At 75.6% G+C, this 17,835-nt stretch carries 7 protein-coding genes; 2 read left to right on the top strand and 5 right to left on the bottom strand.

Going from position 1 to position 17,835, the window contains the following annotated elements; all coding sequences use genetic code 11:
- Window positions 1-22: 22 nt before the first annotated feature.
- From AC3EVP_RS26570 to AC3EVP_RS26555, 4 genes are all read right to left on the bottom strand, one after another.
- Window positions 23-6,514, bottom strand: a complete 6,492-nt coding sequence (locus AC3EVP_RS26570; protein ID WP_435133934.1) for an SDR family NAD(P)-dependent oxidoreductase — start codon at window positions 6,512-6,514, stop codon at window positions 23-25.
- A 179-nt stretch (window positions 6,515-6,693) separates the two neighbouring features.
- Window positions 6,694-7,608 carry a thioesterase domain-containing protein gene (locus tag AC3EVP_RS26565; protein ID WP_335976953.1) on the bottom strand — a complete coding sequence of 305 codons (915 nt, stop codon included), beginning with the start codon at window positions 7,606-7,608 and terminating at the stop codon, window positions 6,694-6,696.
- Window positions 7,595-7,858 carry an acyl carrier protein gene (locus AC3EVP_RS26560; RefSeq protein ID WP_335976955.1) on the bottom strand — a complete coding sequence of 88 codons (264 nt, stop codon included), beginning with the start codon at window positions 7,856-7,858 and terminating at the stop codon, window positions 7,595-7,597. Before AC3EVP_RS26560 ends, AC3EVP_RS26565 begins: the two co-directional genes overlap by 14 nt.
- A gap of 567 nt (window positions 7,859-8,425) precedes the next feature.
- Entirely contained in the window at window positions 8,426-10,408 is a 1,983-nt protein-coding gene (locus tag AC3EVP_RS26555) for a BTAD domain-containing putative transcriptional regulator (protein ID WP_435134018.1), read from the bottom strand.
- A gap of 728 nt (window positions 10,409-11,136) precedes the next feature.
- Between AC3EVP_RS26555 and AC3EVP_RS26550 the strand changes: the two genes are divergently transcribed.
- Window positions 11,137-14,199 carry a helix-turn-helix transcriptional regulator gene (locus AC3EVP_RS26550; RefSeq protein ID WP_435133930.1) on the top strand — a complete coding sequence of 1,021 codons (3,063 nt, stop codon included), beginning with the start codon at window positions 11,137-11,139 and terminating at the stop codon, window positions 14,197-14,199.
- 171 nt (window positions 14,200-14,370) lie between these two features.
- On the opposite strand, the gene AC3EVP_RS26545 is transcribed toward AC3EVP_RS26550, so the two are convergent.
- A complete protein-coding gene (locus AC3EVP_RS26545; RefSeq protein ID WP_435133929.1) occupies window positions 14,371-15,384 on the bottom strand; it encodes an AfsR/SARP family transcriptional regulator in 1,014 nt (337 codons plus the stop codon).
- A 350-nt stretch (window positions 15,385-15,734) separates the two neighbouring features.
- Between AC3EVP_RS26545 and murJ the strand changes: the two genes are divergently transcribed.
- Entirely contained in the window at window positions 15,735-17,813 is a 2,079-nt protein-coding gene (gene murJ / locus AC3EVP_RS26540) for a murein biosynthesis integral membrane protein MurJ (protein WP_435133926.1), read from the top strand.
- Window positions 17,814-17,835: the final 22 nt, after the last annotated feature.

Raw genomic sequence — 17,835 nt, 5'->3', positions numbered from 1 at the left:
CGTCCGTCAAGGACGCGGGCGGTCAGCTGGTGGCGAACTTGGCCGCGAGCTGCGGGGCGGAGACCACCGAGACCGCGTCGAAGCGGGTCAGCACCAGCCCGTCGGGGGCGCAGGCGGTGACGGTGAGCGAGGCCGCGGTGCCGTGGCCGGCGCCGTCCGCGGCGGGCTCCACCACGACCAGGAACGGTGCGCCGTCCGGCAGCGGGTGGTGCAGGTCGACCCGGCCGATGCCCAGCGGCAGCGCGGCGCTGCCCTGGAAGAGCCGCACCCACACCAGGCCCGCCTGGAGCAGCAGGTCGGCGGTGCCGGGCGCGTACCGGCTACCGCCGAACGCGCCGCCGGCCGGGCGGTGTTCGGGCAGGGCGCACTCCAGCACCAGCCGGTCCCGCGCCTCGGCCAGCACCCGGCGCACCCCGCGCAGGGACGGGCCGTGGAAGAGGGTGCCGTCGGCGTAGAACCCGGCGGCGTCCTGCCCGCCGCCCAGCGCCGGCAGCCCGGCGAGCGCGGCCTCGGCCGGCTGGGTGCCGGTGTCGACCACGGCCGCGTAGTGCGGCCGCAGGGCGCCGTCGGCGCCGGTCGAGCGGATCGCCGCCCGTACCGCGCCGCCCGCGGGGCTCAGCACCAGTCGTACGGTCCCGGGCTCGCCGCCGTCGAAGACGATGCCCTTGTGCACCGCGAAGTCCCGTACCTGGCCGACCGGTACGCCCCCGGCCCGCTCCACCGCGCCGATCGCCCAGCCGAGCGCGACGGCGGCCGGCAGCACCGGGTCGGCGCCGATGACGTGGTCGGTGACGATCGGGTCGGCCGCCAGGCCCGTCAGGGTGCGCTCGACGGTGACCTCGGCGCCGAGCACCACCGCCTCGCGCGCGGACAGCGGGGTGGTCGGGCCGAGCACGGTGACCACGTCGTCGGCGCGCTCGGCGGCGAACTGCTCGGCGAACATCCGCGCCCCGGTGCCGACCGGGATGAGGGTGATGCCGCGCTGCTCGAAGACCGCCTTGATCTCCGGGGAGACCATGCCGCTGTCCCAGGCGCCCCAGTTGAGGGAGGTGACCCGGGCCCGCGGGTGGCGCTGCTTGAAGGCGGACGCCCAGGTGTTCAGCACTTCGTTGGCCATCGCGTAGTCGGACTGGCCGCGGTTGCCGAAGAAGCCGGCGACGGAGGAGAAGAGCACCACGTGGCGCAGCGCGTCCTCGGGCAGCGCGGCGACCACCGAGCGCAGCCCGGCGAGCTTCGGCGCGAGGACCCGCTCGATCTCGGACGCCTTCTTGTGCGCGATCAGCTGGTCGGCGAGCACGCCCGCGCCGTGCACCAGGCCGGTGACCCGCTGCCGGTAGGGGGCGAGCGCGGCGGCGGTGGCGGCCGGGTCGGTGATGTCCACGGCGAGGTACTCGGCCTCGCTGCCGGCCGCGCGCACCTGCGCCAGCGTGTCCTGGATCTCGCGGACCGCGACCACGGTGCGGAAGAGCTGCTCGACCCGCTTCGGGGTGGGCTTCTCGCCCGCCGCCTTCAACTCGGCGGCGGCCGCGGCCTTCAGGCCGCCCTCCGGTACGCCGCCCGCCCAAGTCGGCTCCTCGCCGAGCGGGGTGCGGCCGAGCAGCAGCAGCCCCGGGCGGTGGCGGCGGACCAGTTCGGCGACGCAGGAGGCGGTGATGCCGCGGCCGCCGCCGGTGACCACGAGCAGGTCGCCGGCGCCGAGCGGCGCGCTCGCCGTACCGGTGCCGGTCAGCGGCTGGTCGGCGAGGGTCAGGCCGACCCGCCGGGTGCCGTCGCGTCCCACCTGGACCGGTTCGGCCCCGGCCGCGTGCACCTCTTCCAGGACGGCGGAGGCGGCCGCCGCCGGGTCGAGCGCGGGGGCGAGGTCGACCGAGCGGCAGAACAGCTCGGGGGCCTCCACCGCGAGCGTCTTGACCAGGCCGGCGACGCCGCCGCCGGGTATCGCCTCCTCGGCCACCCCGTGCAGCCCGAACGCGCCGTCGAGCCGGGTGACGGCCACGTAGGCGGCCCGGCCGAACGCGGCGGCCTCGGTGAGCGGTTCGACGACGTGCTTGGCGACCAGCAGGGAGTGCGCGAGCCGCCTGACGCCGTCGGCCCAGTCGCCGGCGGGGACGGTGAGGTCGAGGACGAGGCTGATCCGGTCGGCGAGGGCCTCCTCGATCCGCGCGGCCAGCTCGGTCACGCCCCAGCTCGCCAGGGCGTGGTCCCGGACGCCCGCCGCGCGCTCCGGCACGCCCGGCAGCCGCAGGACGTGCACCTTCCAGCCCTCGGCGGCCAGCCGCTCGGCGAGCACCGGGGTGAGGTCGCCGCCGTGGTCGACGAGCAGCGCGCCGCCGCCTTGCGGGTAGGCGGCCACGAGCCGGTCCGGGTCGGGCAGCGTGGCCAGGGCCGCCTGGGCCCGGCCGATCCGGCCCCGCGGCTCGGACGGCGCCGGTGCCGGTGTCGGCGCGGCAGCGTCAGGAGCGGCGGCAGGGGCGGGCGCGGGCGGGCCGCTCGCGGCGGGGGCAGGGTCGGAGGCGGGGGCGGAGGAGGCGCCGCCGGTGACGAACCGCACGATGTCGCCCAACGACCGCAGCTCGGCGAGCGCTTCGGGACCCGCGGACGACTCGAACGCGAACCGTTCCTGCATCACGCCCATGATCTCGACCCGCTTGATCGAGTCGATGCCGAGATCCGCCTCGACATCCATATCCAGCTCAAGCATCTCCGCCGGATAACCCGTCTTCTCCGCCACCACACCCAACAACGCCGACTCCACCGCACCCGCGTCCGGCCCAGCAGCCACCGGCGCCGCGACGACCGGAGCAGGCACCGCCATGAACCCCACGATGTCCCGCAACGTCCGCAACTCCCCCAACACCTCAGGACCAGCCGCCGCATCCACCCCGAACCGCTCCTGCAACACCCCCATGATCTCCACCCGCTTGATCGAATCGATCCCCAGATCCGCCTCCACATCCATATCCAGCTCAAGCATCTCCGCCGGATAACCCGTCTTCTCCGCCACCACACCCAGCAGCGCGGTCTCGACGGCGCCGGAGTCCGGTCCGGCGGCCACCGGCGCCGCGACGACCGGGGCGGGCGCGGGGGCCGGGGCCGGGACCTCGACCGGGGCCGGTGCGGCGATCGCGGGCGCGGCCACCGGAGCAGGGGCGAGGACGGGTGCCGGGCGCGCCGGTTCGACGTACGCGGCCGGCGCGGGCAGCGCGGGGGCCGGGGCGGCGGGTGCGGCGGGGGCCGGGGCGGCGGCGGGGGCCGTGCCCAGCTCCAGCCCGGCGAGGTCGCGCAGGATCTCGTTGGCCCGCAGGTGGGTGCGGCCGATGGCGAGGCCGTGCTCCTTGACCGCGGTGACCCCGGCGATCACCTGGTTCACCCGGCCCTGCTCGTCGGCGCGCTCCAGCAGCCGGGCGAGGCGCTCGGCGCTCTGCAACTGGCCGTTCAGGTAGTCGTCGTGCAGTTCGAGGTGGTCGGCCATCAGGTCGGCCAGGCGGTCGTTGTCCACGGCAGCTGTCTCCAGGACGGCGGGGTCAGGGGCAGGGGGCGCGGCCGGTACGGGGACGGCCGCGGCAGGCACGGGCAGCGCGGGTGCCGGAGCCGGTACGGGCGCGGGCCTCGGGGTGTCGGCCGGTGCGATGGCCGCGGCAGGCACGGGCACAGAAGCCGGCACCGGCACCGGTACGGGCACCCGGTAGCCGTTGTCGATCGCGTCCCGGTAGGCCGCCTTGCGCTGCGGCGAGACGTAGTTGATGCCGTTGAGCGGGATCGTCATGCCCGGCGCCGGCTCGCTGCGCCGCGCCTCGGCGACGTAGCGGTCCGCGGTGGCCAGCGGTAGGCCCAGGACGGCGAGTTGGGCCACCGCCTGCTTCAGGGTCAGCTCCGCGTCCCGCTTGGCGCCGCCGTCCAGGGCGACCGCGGTGTGCTCGCGGTCGCCGAGCACCCGTCCGACGAGCCGGGTGAGCACCGAGGCGGGGCCGAACTCCACGAACACCCGGAACCCGGCGCCGTACAGCTCCTCCACGCGGGCGGCGAAGTCCACCGGGTGGACCAACTGCTCGGTGAGGACACGGCGGTTGGCGGCGAGGTCGGCGCCGTAGACCGCGCCGCGGGTGTTGGGCAGCACCCAGCCGCTCGGCTCGCGTATCTCGGCGGCCGCCACGTGCGCGCCGAACTCGGCGACGGCGTGGGCGACATGGGGGGTGTGGAAGGCGGCGGACACCGGCAGCCGGGAGGCCCGCAGCCCGGCCTGCCCGGCCGCCGCGACCAGGTGCTCGATCTGGTCGGTGGCGCCGCCGACCACGATCTGGTCGGGTGCGTTGCGGTTGCAGACGGACAACCCGGGCCGGTCGGCGAGGAGTTCGGCGACCTTCTCCTCGGGTGCGGTGACCGCCGCCATCGCCCCGGCGTCGAAGCCGGGGTCGGCCGGGGGCGCCATGGCGGCGCCGCGGGCCCGGGCGAGCGCGAAGTAGGTGTCGCTGTCGAGCGCGCCGGCCGCCCACAGCGCGGTCAGCTCGCCGAAGCTGTGGCCGAGGAACCCCTCGGCGGTGAAGCCGAGTTCGGCCAGGTAGCGGTACTGCCCGACGGACAGCGCGCCGATCGCGGGCTGGGCGTGCGCGGTCTCGCGCAGCGCGGCCTCCTGCGCGATGCGGGCGCCTGCGTCGAAGGAGGGCGGCGGGAAGGCGATCCGGGACAGCGGCCGGGCGTCGGCGAACTGCCGGTTGGCCTCGTCGAAGGCGGCGCGAAGCGGCGGCAGCGCCAGCACGGCGGTCCTGCCGGGGTTGACGTACTGGCTGCCCTGTCCGGCGAAGAGCGCGGCGACCTTGGTGTCCTGGGCGGCGCGGCGGCGGAAGTAGACGCCCTTGGGGTGGGTCCAGGCGTCGGCGTCGGGGCGGGCGCGCAGTTCGCCGAGGGCCGTCTCGCGCAGGGCGGCGAGTTCCTCCCCGGTCCGGGCGACGAGGGCGAGGCGGGCGTGGCCGGCGGGCGCCGGGCCGCCCTGGGCGGCGGCGCCGCTCGCCAGGGCCGCGGTGAGCGCGGCGGTGTCGGGCGCGTGCCACAGGTGGACGGCGGCGACCGGGAACATCACCTCCAGGTCGTTGCCGTCGCCGTGCTCCTCCATGACGAAGTGGAAGTTGGTGCCGCCGAAGCCGAACGAGGAGATCGCCGCGCGGCGCCGGCCGAGCTTCGGGTCGCGAATCCAGGGCCGCAGTTCGGTGTTGACGTAGAAGGGGCCGCTGTCGAAGTCGATCGCCGGGTTGGGCTCGTCCACGTTGATGGTGGGCGGCAGCACCTTGTGGTGCAGCGAGAGCGCCAGCTTGATCATGCCCGCGGCGCCGGCGGCGGCCTTGGTGTGGCCGATCTGGGACTTCACGCTGCCGACGGCGGCGTACGCGCGCTCCTCGGTGGCCTCGCCGACGACGGCGGCGAGGGCGCTCAGTTCGGTGGCGTCGCCGACCGCGGTGCCGGTGCCGTGGGCCTCGAACAGCTCGATGCTCGCCGGTGAGCAGTCCGCGTCGTGGTAGGCGCGGCGCAGGGCGACCATCTGGCCTTCCTTGCGGGGCGCGTAGATGGACTTGAAGCGGCCGTCGCTGGAGGTGCCCAGGCCGCGCAGCACCGCGTAGACGCGGTTGCCGTCGCGCTCGGCGTCGGAGAGCCGGCGCAGGGCGAGCATGCCGATGCCCTCGCCGATCAGGGTGCCGTCGGCGTTCTTGTCGAACGGGCGGATGCGGCCGCCCTTGGACAGCGCCGGGGTCTTGCTGAAGCACATGTACATGAAGATGGTGTTCTCGGCGTCGCAGCCGCCGACCAGCATGGTGTCGGCGCGGCCTTCGAGCAGTTCGCTGACGGCGGCCTTGACCGCGCCGAGCGAGCTGGCGCAGGCGGCGTCGATCGTCATGTTGGTGCCGCCGAGGTCGAGCCGGTTGGCGATCCGGCCGGCGACGACGTTGCCGAGCATGCCGGGGAAGGAGTTCTCCTCCCACGGGGCGTACGCCAGGCGGAACTTGGCGGCGATCTCGTCGGCGTCCCGCTCGGACAGGCCGCAGCTGCGGACCACTTCCTTGAGCACGGGCGTCTGGAGCCGCGCGGTGAGCGGCTGGGTGAGCTGGTTGGCGCCGGTGATGCCGAGGATGACGCCGGTGCGGGCGGCGTCGTACCAGGGCTGGTCGGCCCCGGCGTCCTTGAGCAGGTCGCGGGCGACCACCAGGCTCAGCAGCTGGAGGACATCGGTGACCTCCAGGGTGTTCGGGGGCAGCCCGAACTCCATGGGGTTGAAGGGGACGTCGGGGATGAAGCCGCCGCGCCGGGCGTAGGTCTTGTCGGGCGCGGTCGGGTCCGGGTCGTAGAAGGCGTCGACGTCCCAGTGGGTGGCGGGCACGTCGTCGATGCAGTCGGCGGCCGAGGCGACGTTCGCCCAGAACGCGGTCAGGTCGCGGGACTTCGGGTAGAGCGCGGAGAGGCCGACGATGGCGATGGGGTCACGGGCGAGCCGGCGGTCGAGCGCGGATTCCTGCGAAGGGTTCACGGCGAGTCTCTCTGGGATCTGGGCGAACGGGATCTTCCGTGGCGACGTCCGCGCGGCGCTGGGCGGGCCGGTGGGTCGTCCGGTGGGACCGGCGGCGCGTCCGGTGGAGCCGGGGCGTCCGGTGGGGACCGGCGGGTCGTCCGCCGGTGCCGGGCGGGCCGCCCGGCGGGGTCCGCGGGTCAGCGGGGCGGCCGGAGCACTTCCGCGATGGCCGCCGCGGCGTCGGGGCGGGTCAGCATCGTGTAGTGGTCGCCCGGGGTGGGCGGGCGCAGGTCCAGGCCGCGGGGGGCCAGCTCCTGCCAGCCGAGCGCGTCGTCGCCCAGGATGAGGCTGTTCGTGGCCTTGACCAGGGCCAGCGGCACCGACGAGGGCACCGGCCGGTGGGTGGCGGTCAGCCGGTTGTTGCGCAGCAGGCCGTCGACATAGGTGTCGTAGAGCTTGCGCAGGCCCGGCAGCGGGGTGCTCGCCGCCAGGGCGCCGCAGCCGACCGCCGCGTCCAGGACGCGCAGCAGCCCGGTGTCGGTGTCGAGTCCGGCGGTGCCGCCGGGGCCGAGGGCGACCTCGCGGTTCCGCTTGGCGCCGAGGTACATCGCGAACCAGCGCAGCAGCATGGGCGGGTCGAGCGCGTCGTCGGCCTGCTGGTAGGCGTCGGTGGGCGCGATGCTGTCCAGGAGCACCAGCCGCTCGGGGCGTTCGGCGGGCTCCAGGGTCTCGGTCATCGCCTGCGCGAGCACACCGCCGAACGACCAGCCGGTGAACGTGGTCCGCCCCGCGCCGGACCGGGCGGCCCGGTCGGCGCGCAGCTCGGCGGTGAGCTGGGCGGTAAGGGCGGCCACGGTCAGGTCGCTGCGGCCGCCGGACAGCGCCGCCTCGAAGTACTCCGGGACGCCGGCCAGGTCCAGTACGGCGAACCCGGTGCCGTCCGGCAGCGCGTCCGCGACACCGCGCCACACCTCGGAGGGCAGGGCGCCGGGGTGGACGGCGTACACGGTGTGCCCCCCGGGCGGGGTGGGCCGGTGCCGGCGGACGATCGGCGGCGCCTGCGGGCGGGGGGCGGGGCCGCGGGCGGCGCCGGCGGCTCTAGGCCGAGGCACGCTGCGCGACCTCCTCGGCGAGGTGGGCCGCCAGGTCCTTGATGGTGGGGTGGTACCACAGCGCCGTGGTCTGGAGCTCGAAGCCGAGCCAGTTCTCCATCTCGCCGGCGAGGATCAGCGCCTCGGTACTGTCCAGGTCGAGTTCGTCGAAGTACTGCTCCGGCGGAACCGCGGCCGGCTCCACACCCAGGCGGTGGGCGATCTTCTCGATCAGCCACTCCTGGGCTTCCTGGGTCGTGATGTTCCCCATGCCATTCCCTTCCCGACGACTTGGGTTTCCCGGCGGTCCGCACGTGTGGTCCGGCGGCCTTTTCCCACGGCCGAATTCGGGGTGCGTCCGCGGTTCGGGACAGTAGGCGGGAGGTCTTCGCCCGGGCAACCGGCGGCGGTCCGGAAAACGCCCCGCGGGGCGCCCGCAGCGTTTCGTTCGGTGTGCATGGAAACCAACTGCCCGGGCTGAGCTGGGGAAATACGATACGGCGCGGAGCGTGCGGTTCCGCTGTCAGCATCGCGCCCGCGTGTCAGCGAATCCGTCAGCGGATGTCAGCGGCAGTCGGCGCCCGGCCGGCGCGGAACTCCTGGGGCCGTGCACGCCGATCCCGGCACGGGCCGACCGCATATGACACGCGGGGGGACGTCATTCCCTCCGGCGGCGGACAGCGGTTTACCGCGGCGCCGGCACAGCTGTGGCGGAACGCCGGTGACGGGATTCCGGTTGCGGAATGCCGTTCGCGGGAGGCCCGTTGCGGAAGGAGGGCGCCGCGTCGCGTGGGGCGGGGGTGAACGGGCGGGCCGGCCGCCCGCCGTGGGAGGTCGCCTACGGGCCCGCCACCGCGCGGCCGGGGTGCCCGCCCGGGCCGTTGGCGCCCGCGCCGCCGTCCGCGTCGGTGCGGGACGGCGAGCGGCGCGGGCGGGGCTGCGCCTGCCGGACCGTGGTGCTGCGCACCCACTCCCGGATCGACGCGTTCGGCCGCGCGGCCAGTTGGGCGGCGGAGCGGCGCAGCGCCAGCGGGCGGCGGCCGCACACCTCCGCGAGCGCGGCCGTGGCCTCGGGCTCGGCGGCCGTACGGGAGGCGCCCAGGAAGGCGTCGAGCAGTTCGCGTGCCTCCGCCGCCGACAGCACGTCCAGCTCCAGCGGCTTGGCGCCGTTGCGCACCACCAGGTCGGGCAGCGGATGGCGGCTGGTGACGAGCACCAGGTTGCCGGGGGTGCCCGGCAGCAGCGGGCGGACCTGCGCGGAGGTGCCCGCGTCGTCCAGCAGCACCAGGACGTACCGCCCGGCGAGCAGGGTGCGGAACAGCGCGGAGCACTCGGCGAGGTCGGTGGGTATCCGGTCCCTGGCGACCCCGAGGGAGCGCAGGAAGCCGCCCAGCACGCTCAGCGGCTCCAGGGCGGCGCCCGGCGTGCCCTCGCCGCCGCGCAGGTCGGCGTAGAGCTGGCCGTCGGGGAACCACGCGTGCGCCTCGTGCGCCCAGTGCACGGCCAGCGCGGTCTTGCCCTGCTCGGGCGGGCCGGAGATGGCCGCGATCGCCACCGACGCCTGGTCCTCGCGGTGGTGGGCCAGCAGCCGGTCGAGCGCGGCCAGCTCCGCGCGGCGGCCGACGAACGGCCGCACCACCGGGGGGATCTGCGCGGGCGAGGCGGTGGTGCCGGGCAGCGCGGCGGCCGGCACCGGGACCCCGCGGTCGGGGCCGCCGCGGGGTACGGCCGGGCGGGCGGCGCCGGTGGGGCGGGCCGGGCCGGTGGGGCGGGCCGGGGCCGCCGGTGCGGCGGGGCGGGCGGAACCGGCCGGTGCGGCGGGGGCCTCGTCACCGGGCTGCGCGAGGATGCTGCGGCGCACCTCCCAGATCTCCTCGCTCGGCTCCACCCCCAGCTCCTCGTGGAACCGCGCGCGCAGCTCGCCGAAGAGCCGCAGCGCCGCCGCCTTCTGGCCGGACCCGGCGAGCGCGAGCATCAGCCGCCCCTGCACCCCTTCGTGCAGCGGCTCCTCGTACGCGGCCGCCATCAGCTGCTTCACCACGACGGCGTGCCGCTTCTGGCACAGCGCCAGGTCGGCGAACTCGATGACCATGTCGAAGCGGTGCTGGCCGATGGCGACCACCACCGGGTGCTGGCGCAGCGCGGGCACGTCCTCCAGCACCGGGCCGCGCCAGTGCTGGAAGGCGAGCCCGAACAGTTCCAGGGCCAGCGCCGGTTCACGCTCGCGCGCGGCCACGGCCTGGGCGGTGTACTCCTCGAAGCGCAGCAGGTCCAGCCCGCCGGGTTCGGCCGAGAGGGCGTAGCCGCCGCGCACCGTGGTGACCCGGCGCTGGTCGCCGCGCCCGCCCGGGCCGCCCTCGAGGGTACGGCGCAGCCGGGCCATGTAGGTGTGCAGCAGCCCCAGCGAGGAGGGCGGTGCCTCGCCGCTCCACAGCACCTCGGTCATCTCCGCCTGACTGACCACGCGGTGCGGCTGGATGGCCAGCAGGCCGAGCAGCGTGCGCTGTTTCAGCGGGAGTTCCACCGGTCTGCCGCGGTAGGAGACGGCCAGCGGCCCGAGGACGCGGATGTCGTGTGCGCTCGCGCCGGCGGCCGCGGCCGGGCCCGCGCCGCCGGCCCGCCAGGGGGCCGCGGCCAGGTCCATGCCGACGGCCTCCGCCAGCCGGTCCAGCGAGTGGCGCCGGGGCTGGGCCACGGTGCCGGACTCGATGTAGCGCAGTGCGCGTACGCTCATGCCGGCCCGCCGGGCGACCTCGTTCTGCGTCAGTCCCGAGGCTAACCGGGCCTCGCGCAGAACCGCGCCCCACAAAGCCCCACTCATACCCAGAAGCCTCCCCGTGGAAACGGGCCGATCCGCTTCCGAATTACTGGTCATGACGCGTGGTTCCGCTCGATCATATCGAGGTGTTCCATCACGTCATCAGGGCGCCGATACCCGCGATCTTGGTTTTGGAACCGGCGATGTGACGCACCGTATCCGGCACGATACGTGGCTGTGACAGGTGGGGCCAGAGTGCTTGGCGGGCTTTCCGCCCTCCGCCCCCGCTCACCCAAGGTGACCCCGGGGAAAGATCGGTGCACGGCCCGCGCACGACCGGCGCACGCCCCGAAATCCCTTACCAGACAGGCGACTTGGCGATCCGAACGCGCCACGGTGGGGCGCGGCGGGAGCCGTCGCGGGAGCCGTGGCGGCGGCCCGTCCGGTGGCACGGCGGTGACGCCGGCGGGGCGGGCCGGCGGCGGCCGACTGCCGGTCCGGCGGCTGGAATTTCCTCTTCTTCTTGCCGACCGCTCCGGTGCCGCCCGCCGTATCGCGAGGCCAGGCCGCCAAAACGGCCGGGGAAGCGCGCGCCAGAACGGGTACAGGTACGCTCCCAGCGTTTCGCTTACCGTTCCTGTGACCTCATCAGCGGAAAACGTGCGCCCGCCGGCGAAATTCAGCAGATGGAAATGACCGGTTCACATCGTTGTGACACCAGGTATTCGCGGGCCCGGGGCATGGGGTACAGACCACCAGATCTGCGTCTTTCAGCGGGGAGTTGCGGGAGAATGCCGGTGGACACCGGGCACGACTGGCCGATGGCCGCGCGGGACAGGGAGCTGACTGCCGTCACGGCCGCCGTCGACCACGGCGGCGGGGTCCTGCTGGACGGGGACCCGGGCATGGGCAAGACCAGGCTGCTGGAGGCGGCGCTGGAGCGGGCCGCCGCGGCGGGCCGCAGCGTCGTCGCGGTCGGCGGGGCGTGGCGCGGCGGGCAGGAGGACGGTGCGCCGGTCGAGACCTTCGCCACCCTCGCCGACTGCCTGGACCGGCTCGGCCCGCTGCCGCGGCAGGCGGCGGCGCCGCGGCGCCCGCTGGTCGGGCTGGACGACGCCCACCTCGTGGACGAGGCGTCCGCGGCACACCTCTACCGGCTGGCTGCCGCGGGGCAGTTGGCGGTGGCGGCCGCCGTCCGCCGCGGCGCGCCCGCGCCGGCCCCGATCGACCAGCTGTGGGTGGCCCGGCTGGTGGAGCGGATCGAGCTGGCCCCGTTCGACCGGCGGGCGGTGGCGCGCGCGCTGCACGAGCGGCTGGCCGGGCACCTCGAGGCCGCGACGCTGGAGCGGCTGTGGGCCGACACCGGCGGAAACCCCTTGATCCTGCGGGAGTTGGTGGAGCACTCGCTCGCCGACGGGTCGCTGCGGCAGGTGGACGGGATGTGGCGGTGGCGGGGCCTGGCCGAGCCGCCGACCCGGCGGCTGGCCGCGGTGGTGCACCTGGGGCTGCGGGATCTGGCCCCGGACGAGCAGGAGCTGGTGAACATGCTCGCCCTCGCCGAGCCCCTGGAGGCGGACATCGCCGCCCACTTCGACCTCTCGCGGGCCGCGGAGTCGCTGAACCTGCGCGGGGTGGTGGCGGTGGAGCGGGCCGGGCACCGGCTGCGGCTGCGGCTGGCGCTGCCGCTGAGCCGGGTGGTGGTGGCCGCGCGGATGTCCGACCTGACCGCGCGGCGGCTGCGCCGCCAGATCGCCGCATGGATCGAGAGCACCGGCGCGCGCCGGGCGGACGACCAACTGCGGCTGATCACCCTGCGGTTGGACGCCGGGCTGGTCCCCGAACCGCAGCAGCTGCTCGGCTCGGCGCACACCGCCTTCCGGCAGCAGGACTTCGCGCTCGCCGAGCGCCTGTGCCGGCTCGCGCTGGACAGCGCCGGCGGCCGGACGCCGTACGAACCGGCCCCGTACGAACCGGCGCCGTACGGACCCGCGGGGCGCGAGGGGCCGGGGTACGAAACGGGCGGGGGCGGCGGCGCGTTCGAGGGCCGCGACGGTGACGACGGGTTCGACGGGCCGGGCGCCGCGGCGCGCGGGGGCGGGCCGGACCGGACCGGGCGGGAGGCGGACGGGCAGGAGCGGGGCGAGCCGGAGTGGGACGGGCGGGCCGCGCGTGCTTCCGCCGTGTTGCCGGCTTTCGCACGCCGTGTTTCAACGCGCGTAGCGCCCACCGGAACCTGTCCCCCGGATGCGCCCGCCGACGTCCCGGCCACACTCCTGCTCGGCCGCATCATGGCCGGTCAGGGCCGTCACGCCGAGGCGGAACGGGTGTTCGCCGCCGCGCTGGACGGCGACTGCCCGGCGCCGGACTGCGACTTCCTCGCCGCGGTGCGCGCCCGCGCGGCCAACCTCGCCGAGGGGCTGCGCCGGCTGGCGGACGCCGCGGACGTCCTGGACCGGACGACCGCCGCGGTCGGCGCGGAGCGGGCGCTGCCGCTCCAGGGCTACCGCGCGGTCATCGCGATCCTGGCCGGCCGGCTGCGGCACGCCGTCGAGATCGGCGACCAGGTGCTGCCGGCCGAGCCGGCCGCCTCCCGCGTCACCCAGGAACTGCTGCCCGCGGTCGCCTTCGCCCGGATCGAACTCGGCGACCCGGCCGCCGCGTCGGAGCAACTGGCCGCCTGCCGCGGCCAGGTGGACGCATGGGCGGACGACGCCCGGCTGCGCTACTTCGTGCTGCTGGCCCACTGCTGCTTCCTCAGCGGCGACCTCGGCGGTTACGGCGCCGCGCTGGAAGCGGTCCGGCGGCACAGCGGCGGCGACGAGCAGCAGCGCCGGCTGCACGTCGCGCTGCTGCGGGCCCGGCTCCACCGCGACTTCGGCCGGACCGGCGAGGCGGTCGTGCTGCTGCGGGAGGCGAGCGCGGTGCACGGCCACGGCGACGGCGACTGGCTGGCCACGCCCGCCTGGACGCTGGCCCGGCTCGCCGGCGCTCTCGCCCAGTCCGGGCAGCACAGCGACGCGCTGCGCACCCTCGTGGAGGCGCGGCTCGTGCAGAGCGAGGCCGCCGCGCACCCGGTGGCCGCCGACGACATCGCGCTGGAGCGCGCGCTCGTGCTCGCCTGCACCGGCGACCGGTCCGGGGCGGCCGGCCAGGCACTCGCCGTGGCCAAGCGGGCCGTCGCCGGGCAGCGGCCGGCCGCCGCGGTGGCAGCGCTGCACCTGGCGGCGCGGCTGTCCGACAGCGTGTCCGTGGCCGGCCAGGCAGAACGCCTCGCCGCCTGCACCACCTCCGAGTTGGCACGGTTGCAGGCCGACCACATCAGGGCCCTGGCGGCCGGCGACGGCGACGCCCTGACGGCCGTGTCCGTACGCTTCCGGGTCCGCGGGGCACTGCCGCTCGCGGCGGAGGCGGCCGCGCAGGCCGCCCGCGCCTACCGGGCGGCCGGACGCCGCCGCAAGAGCCGCGAGGCGCGCGCCGCGGCGCACGGCATCCTCGCCGACCACGGCGGCAGCCTGCCGCCGTGGATGGCGACCGAGCAGCCCCCCGTCCACGCTGCGGCCGCCCTCACCGCCAGGGAACGGGAAGTGGCCGCGCTCGCCGCGACCGGCCTGTCCAACCGCGACATCGCCGGCCGCCTCGTGGTGTCCGTACGCACCGTGGAGAACCACCTGCACCGCGTCTACCACAAGCTCGGCGTCACCGCCCGCGCCGAACTGGCCCGCGTCCTGGGCCACTCCCCCGCCCCGGTCCCGATCCACGACCCGCGCCCCGCCACCCCTGCGCCCCACCCGCACCCCGCCACCGAACCCCACTGCCCCGAATGCGCCCGCCTGGGCGACTGGGCCGCCTCCTGACCCGGCGGCCGGAAGAGGGGGGTGGCGGGGGCACGTTAACGTGGCGGCCACTCAGGAGGAGCAGTCCGACGGCGTGTTGGCGAGGCGGTAAGGGCGCGGCCCGTGGACCAGGACGGGGACCGGGGCCCGCGTCCTGCTGATCCGCCCGGCCGGGTACGGCGCCCGCGGCGCTCAGCCCGCGCTGCCCGCCGCGGCGTCGCGGCCGAGCCACGACCCGTCCGCCGCACCGAACCCGCCGGCCCCGGCCGCCAACCGCTCGATCGCCGACCGCAGCAGGCTCTGCTCCGACATCAACTGCTCGACCTGGAGCCGCAGTCGGAAGACCTCCAGCGCGCTCGCCGGGTCGTCGGGCGCGGGCTGGACGCTCCCGGGGCGGACCGGCGACGGGAACGGCAGTGCCACCGAGGGGAGTTGACCCGCCCGCGCGACCTTCACGGCCGTACGGTCCGCCTCGCGCACCTCGCGCCGCCGGTCCACGTCCCGCGCCGCGGACGGCACCGCGGACGGCGCCACGGCCGACGGCACCACCACCGGCGGCGCCCCGCGCCGCCCGCTCCTGCCGCGCGCGACCGCCAACTGGCGCCGGAACCGCTCCCGACCCGGGTGCGCGGCCACCAGCGCCTCCAACGGCCCCACCACCTGCCGTTCGACGCCCAGCCGCAGCGCCGCGTCGTACAGGTCCTCCGTCGCCTGCAACCGCTCCTCCTCCAGCCGAGCGGCGGCCCCGGCACACAGCGGGCCGCCGCAGCCGCCGTCCATCGCCGGGCCGCGCCACAGCTTCAGCGCCTTCGTCAGCAGCGTGTACGCGGTGCGCGGGTCGCCCGCGGCGAACCGGCGGGCCTGGGCGGCCTCCGTCCGGAACTGCGTGCTGTCGATCTCGTCCGGCCGGACCTGGAGCAGGTAGCCGGCGCCGCGGGCGACCAGCCGGGGCGCCTTGGCCCGCGCGGGCTCCACCTCGGTCAGCACCTGGCGCAGCCGTGAGACGTGCGCCTGGAGCGCGTTGGCCGCCTTGTCGGGCGCGTCGTCGCCCCACAGCTCGCGTAGGAGCAGGACCGTCGGCACCGGCGTGCCGGGCCTGGTCGCGAGCGCGCCGAGCAGCATGCGCTGCTTGGGGCTGTTCAGCCGGACCCGCCGCCCTCGCGCGTCGTCGTAGATCTCGGCGGGACCCAGGATTCTGACCTGCATGACGTCCTCCACCCCTCGGTGCGGCCCAGGTTTCCCGGTCCCTTACAGCTCAGCACGCGCACCCGGGCGCGGACCTGAGTGGGCGGTACTCAAAGCCGCGCCGGGCGCGCGGCTGGGACCGCGCGCCAGGGGTGCCGACAAGCCCCAAGCGCCCCCGCGCGGCGCCCGTCGCCGCCCCGCCCTGCTCCCGCGTCCCGTCCGGGGTGAGTACCGACCACTCAGGCCACGGCCCGCGGCCGTGTGATCGGCCGGATGCGCACGGGCCGCCGCCGCGGATGAGAAGGTATGCCGTACGGGTGGCGGACCGGGGGTGTCGACCGCGCCCTGGCGCAGCGGAAGCGGAGAGTCCTATGAGCACGCCGGACGGCGGCGACGGTCGGCGTGACCTGCACGGCGAAGGCCCGTACGGCGAGTACCCGCAGTACGGCGAGCAACAGTACGGCGAGCAGCCGCCCGGCCCGTACGAGCAGCCGTACCAGCCCTACGACCATTACCAGCAGGACGAACAGCCCTACGGCCGCCAGCAGTACGGCCAGGAGCAGTACGGCCCCTACGGCTACACCTCCGTGCCGCAGCAGGGCCCGCCGGCCGCGGACCCGTACGCCCACCTGTACCGGGACCAGTACCGCGGCGAGTACCGCGACGACGACGCCGACTACTCCCTCTACTACGCCCCGAACGTCTACGGCAGCGCCAGCGGCGACGTGGCGGCGGAGGCGACGGGGACGTTCCCGGTGATCGACGTCGACCGGGCGCCGCCGCCCGAGGCGGGGCGCGGGCAGACCGCCGGCGGCACCCGCAAGGGCTCGGTGCTCGGTTCGAGCGCCGTGATGGCGCTGGGCACCATGGTCTCGCGCGGCACCGGCTTCGTCCGCAACATGATGATCGCCGCCGCGATCGGCCAGGGTGTGATGGGCGACTCCTACCAGGTCGCCTACACGCTGCCGACGATGGTGTACTTCCTGGTCGGCGGCGGAGCGCTCAACGCGGTGTTCGTGCCGCAGCTCATCCGCAGCATGAAGAACGACGCCGACGGCGGCGAGGCGTACGCCAACCGGCTGCTGACGCTGGTGATCACCGCGCTCGGCGGGGTGGTGCTGGTGATGGTGCTGGCCGCGCCGCAGCTGGTGCGGCTGCTGTCGCCGTCGCTGATGTCCACCCCCTCCAGCGCGCACGTCACGGTGGAGATGGCGCGCTACTGCCTGCCGACGATCTTCTTCATGGGCGTGCACGTGGTGGCCGGGCAGATCCTCAACGCGCGGGAGCGGTTCGGCGCGATGATGTGGACCCCGGTGCTCAACAACGTCGTGGTGATCTTCACCTTCGGCATGTACATCTGGGTGTTCGGCAGCTTCGGCCACACCGCGGTGAGCCCGGGCACCATATCCCCGCAGGGCGTGCGGCTGCTGGGCGTGGGCACCCTGCTCGGCCTGGTGGTGCAGGCCCTGTCGATGATCCCCTACCTGCGCAAGTCGGGGCTGCGCTACCGCCCGCGGTTCGACTGGCGCGGCCACGGCCTGGGCCACGCGGTTAAACTCGCCCGCTGGACCTTCCTGTTCGTACTCGCCAACCAGGCCGGGCTGATCGTGGTCACCCAACTCGCCACCGCCGCGGAGAAGTCGGCGGCCGCGCACGGCTTCGCCAGCGGCACCGGCCTGGCGGCGTACACCAGCGCCCAGACCATCTGGCAGCTGCCGCAGGCGGTGATCACCGTCTCGGTGATGAGCGCGGTGCTGCCCCGGATCTCGCGCGCGGCCTCCGACGGAGACGCGGCCGCGGTGCGCGCCGACATCTCGCACGGGCTGCGCACCTCGGCGGTGGCGATCGTGCCCGCCGCCTTCCTCTTCCTGTCCCTGGGCCCCTGGATCGGCGCGCTGATCTACGGCACCGGCGCCAACGGCGGCCGCTCGGTGGGCTACATGCTCGCCGCGTTCGCCCTCGGCCTGATCCCGTACTCGGCGCAGTACGTCACGCTGCGCGGCTTCTACGCCTACGAGGACACCCGCACGCCGTTCTTCAACACGGTGTGGATCGCGGCGGTCAACGCGGCGGTCGCGGGGCTGTCGTACCTGCTGCTGCCGCCGCAGCGGGCGGTGATCGGCATGGCGTTCGGCTACGGCGTCGCCTACTTCGTCGGGCTGCTGGTGGCGCTGCCGCGGCTGCGGCGCCGGATCGGCACCCTGGACGGCCCGCGCATCCGCCGCACCTACAGCCGGCTGGTGGCGGCCGCGCTGATTCCCTCGGTGCTCGGCTACTTCCTCGCCCGCGCCACCGAGAGCGCGCTGGGCGGCGGGCTGGTGGGCGCGGCCGGGGCGCTGCTCATCGGGCTCGTGGTGCAGGTCGGGCTCTTCCTGGCGATCGCGAAGCGGATGCGGATCGAGGAGCTGAACGCGCTGCTGGGGATGGTGCGCGGCCGCCTGGGCCGCTGACCCCGTCCGCGTCCGGCGCGCA

It is taken from the genome of Actinacidiphila sp. bgisy144 (genome assembly GCF_057708105.1).
Note: the sequence above shows the minus strand (reverse complement) of the source record. Positions and strands in the feature narration are given on the sequence as shown.

Coding starts and splice junctions, on each gene's coding strand:
- AC3EVP_RS26560 (WP_335976955.1), bottom strand. CDS start 7,858: ATGGGGAACATCACGACCCAGGAAGCCCAGGAGTGGCTGATCGAGAAG.
- AC3EVP_RS26545 (WP_435133929.1), bottom strand. CDS start 15,384: ATGCAGGTCAGAATCCTGGGTCCCGCCGAGATCTACGACGACGCGCGA.
- murJ (WP_435133926.1), top strand. CDS start 15,735: ATGAGCACGCCGGACGGCGGCGACGGTCGGCGTGACCTGCACGGCGAA.
- AC3EVP_RS26555 (WP_435134018.1), bottom strand. CDS start 10,408: ATGAGTGGGGCTTTGTGGGGCGCGGTTCTGCGCGAGGCCCGGTTAGCC.
- AC3EVP_RS26550 (WP_435133930.1), top strand. CDS start 11,137: ATGCCGGTGGACACCGGGCACGACTGGCCGATGGCCGCGCGGGACAGG.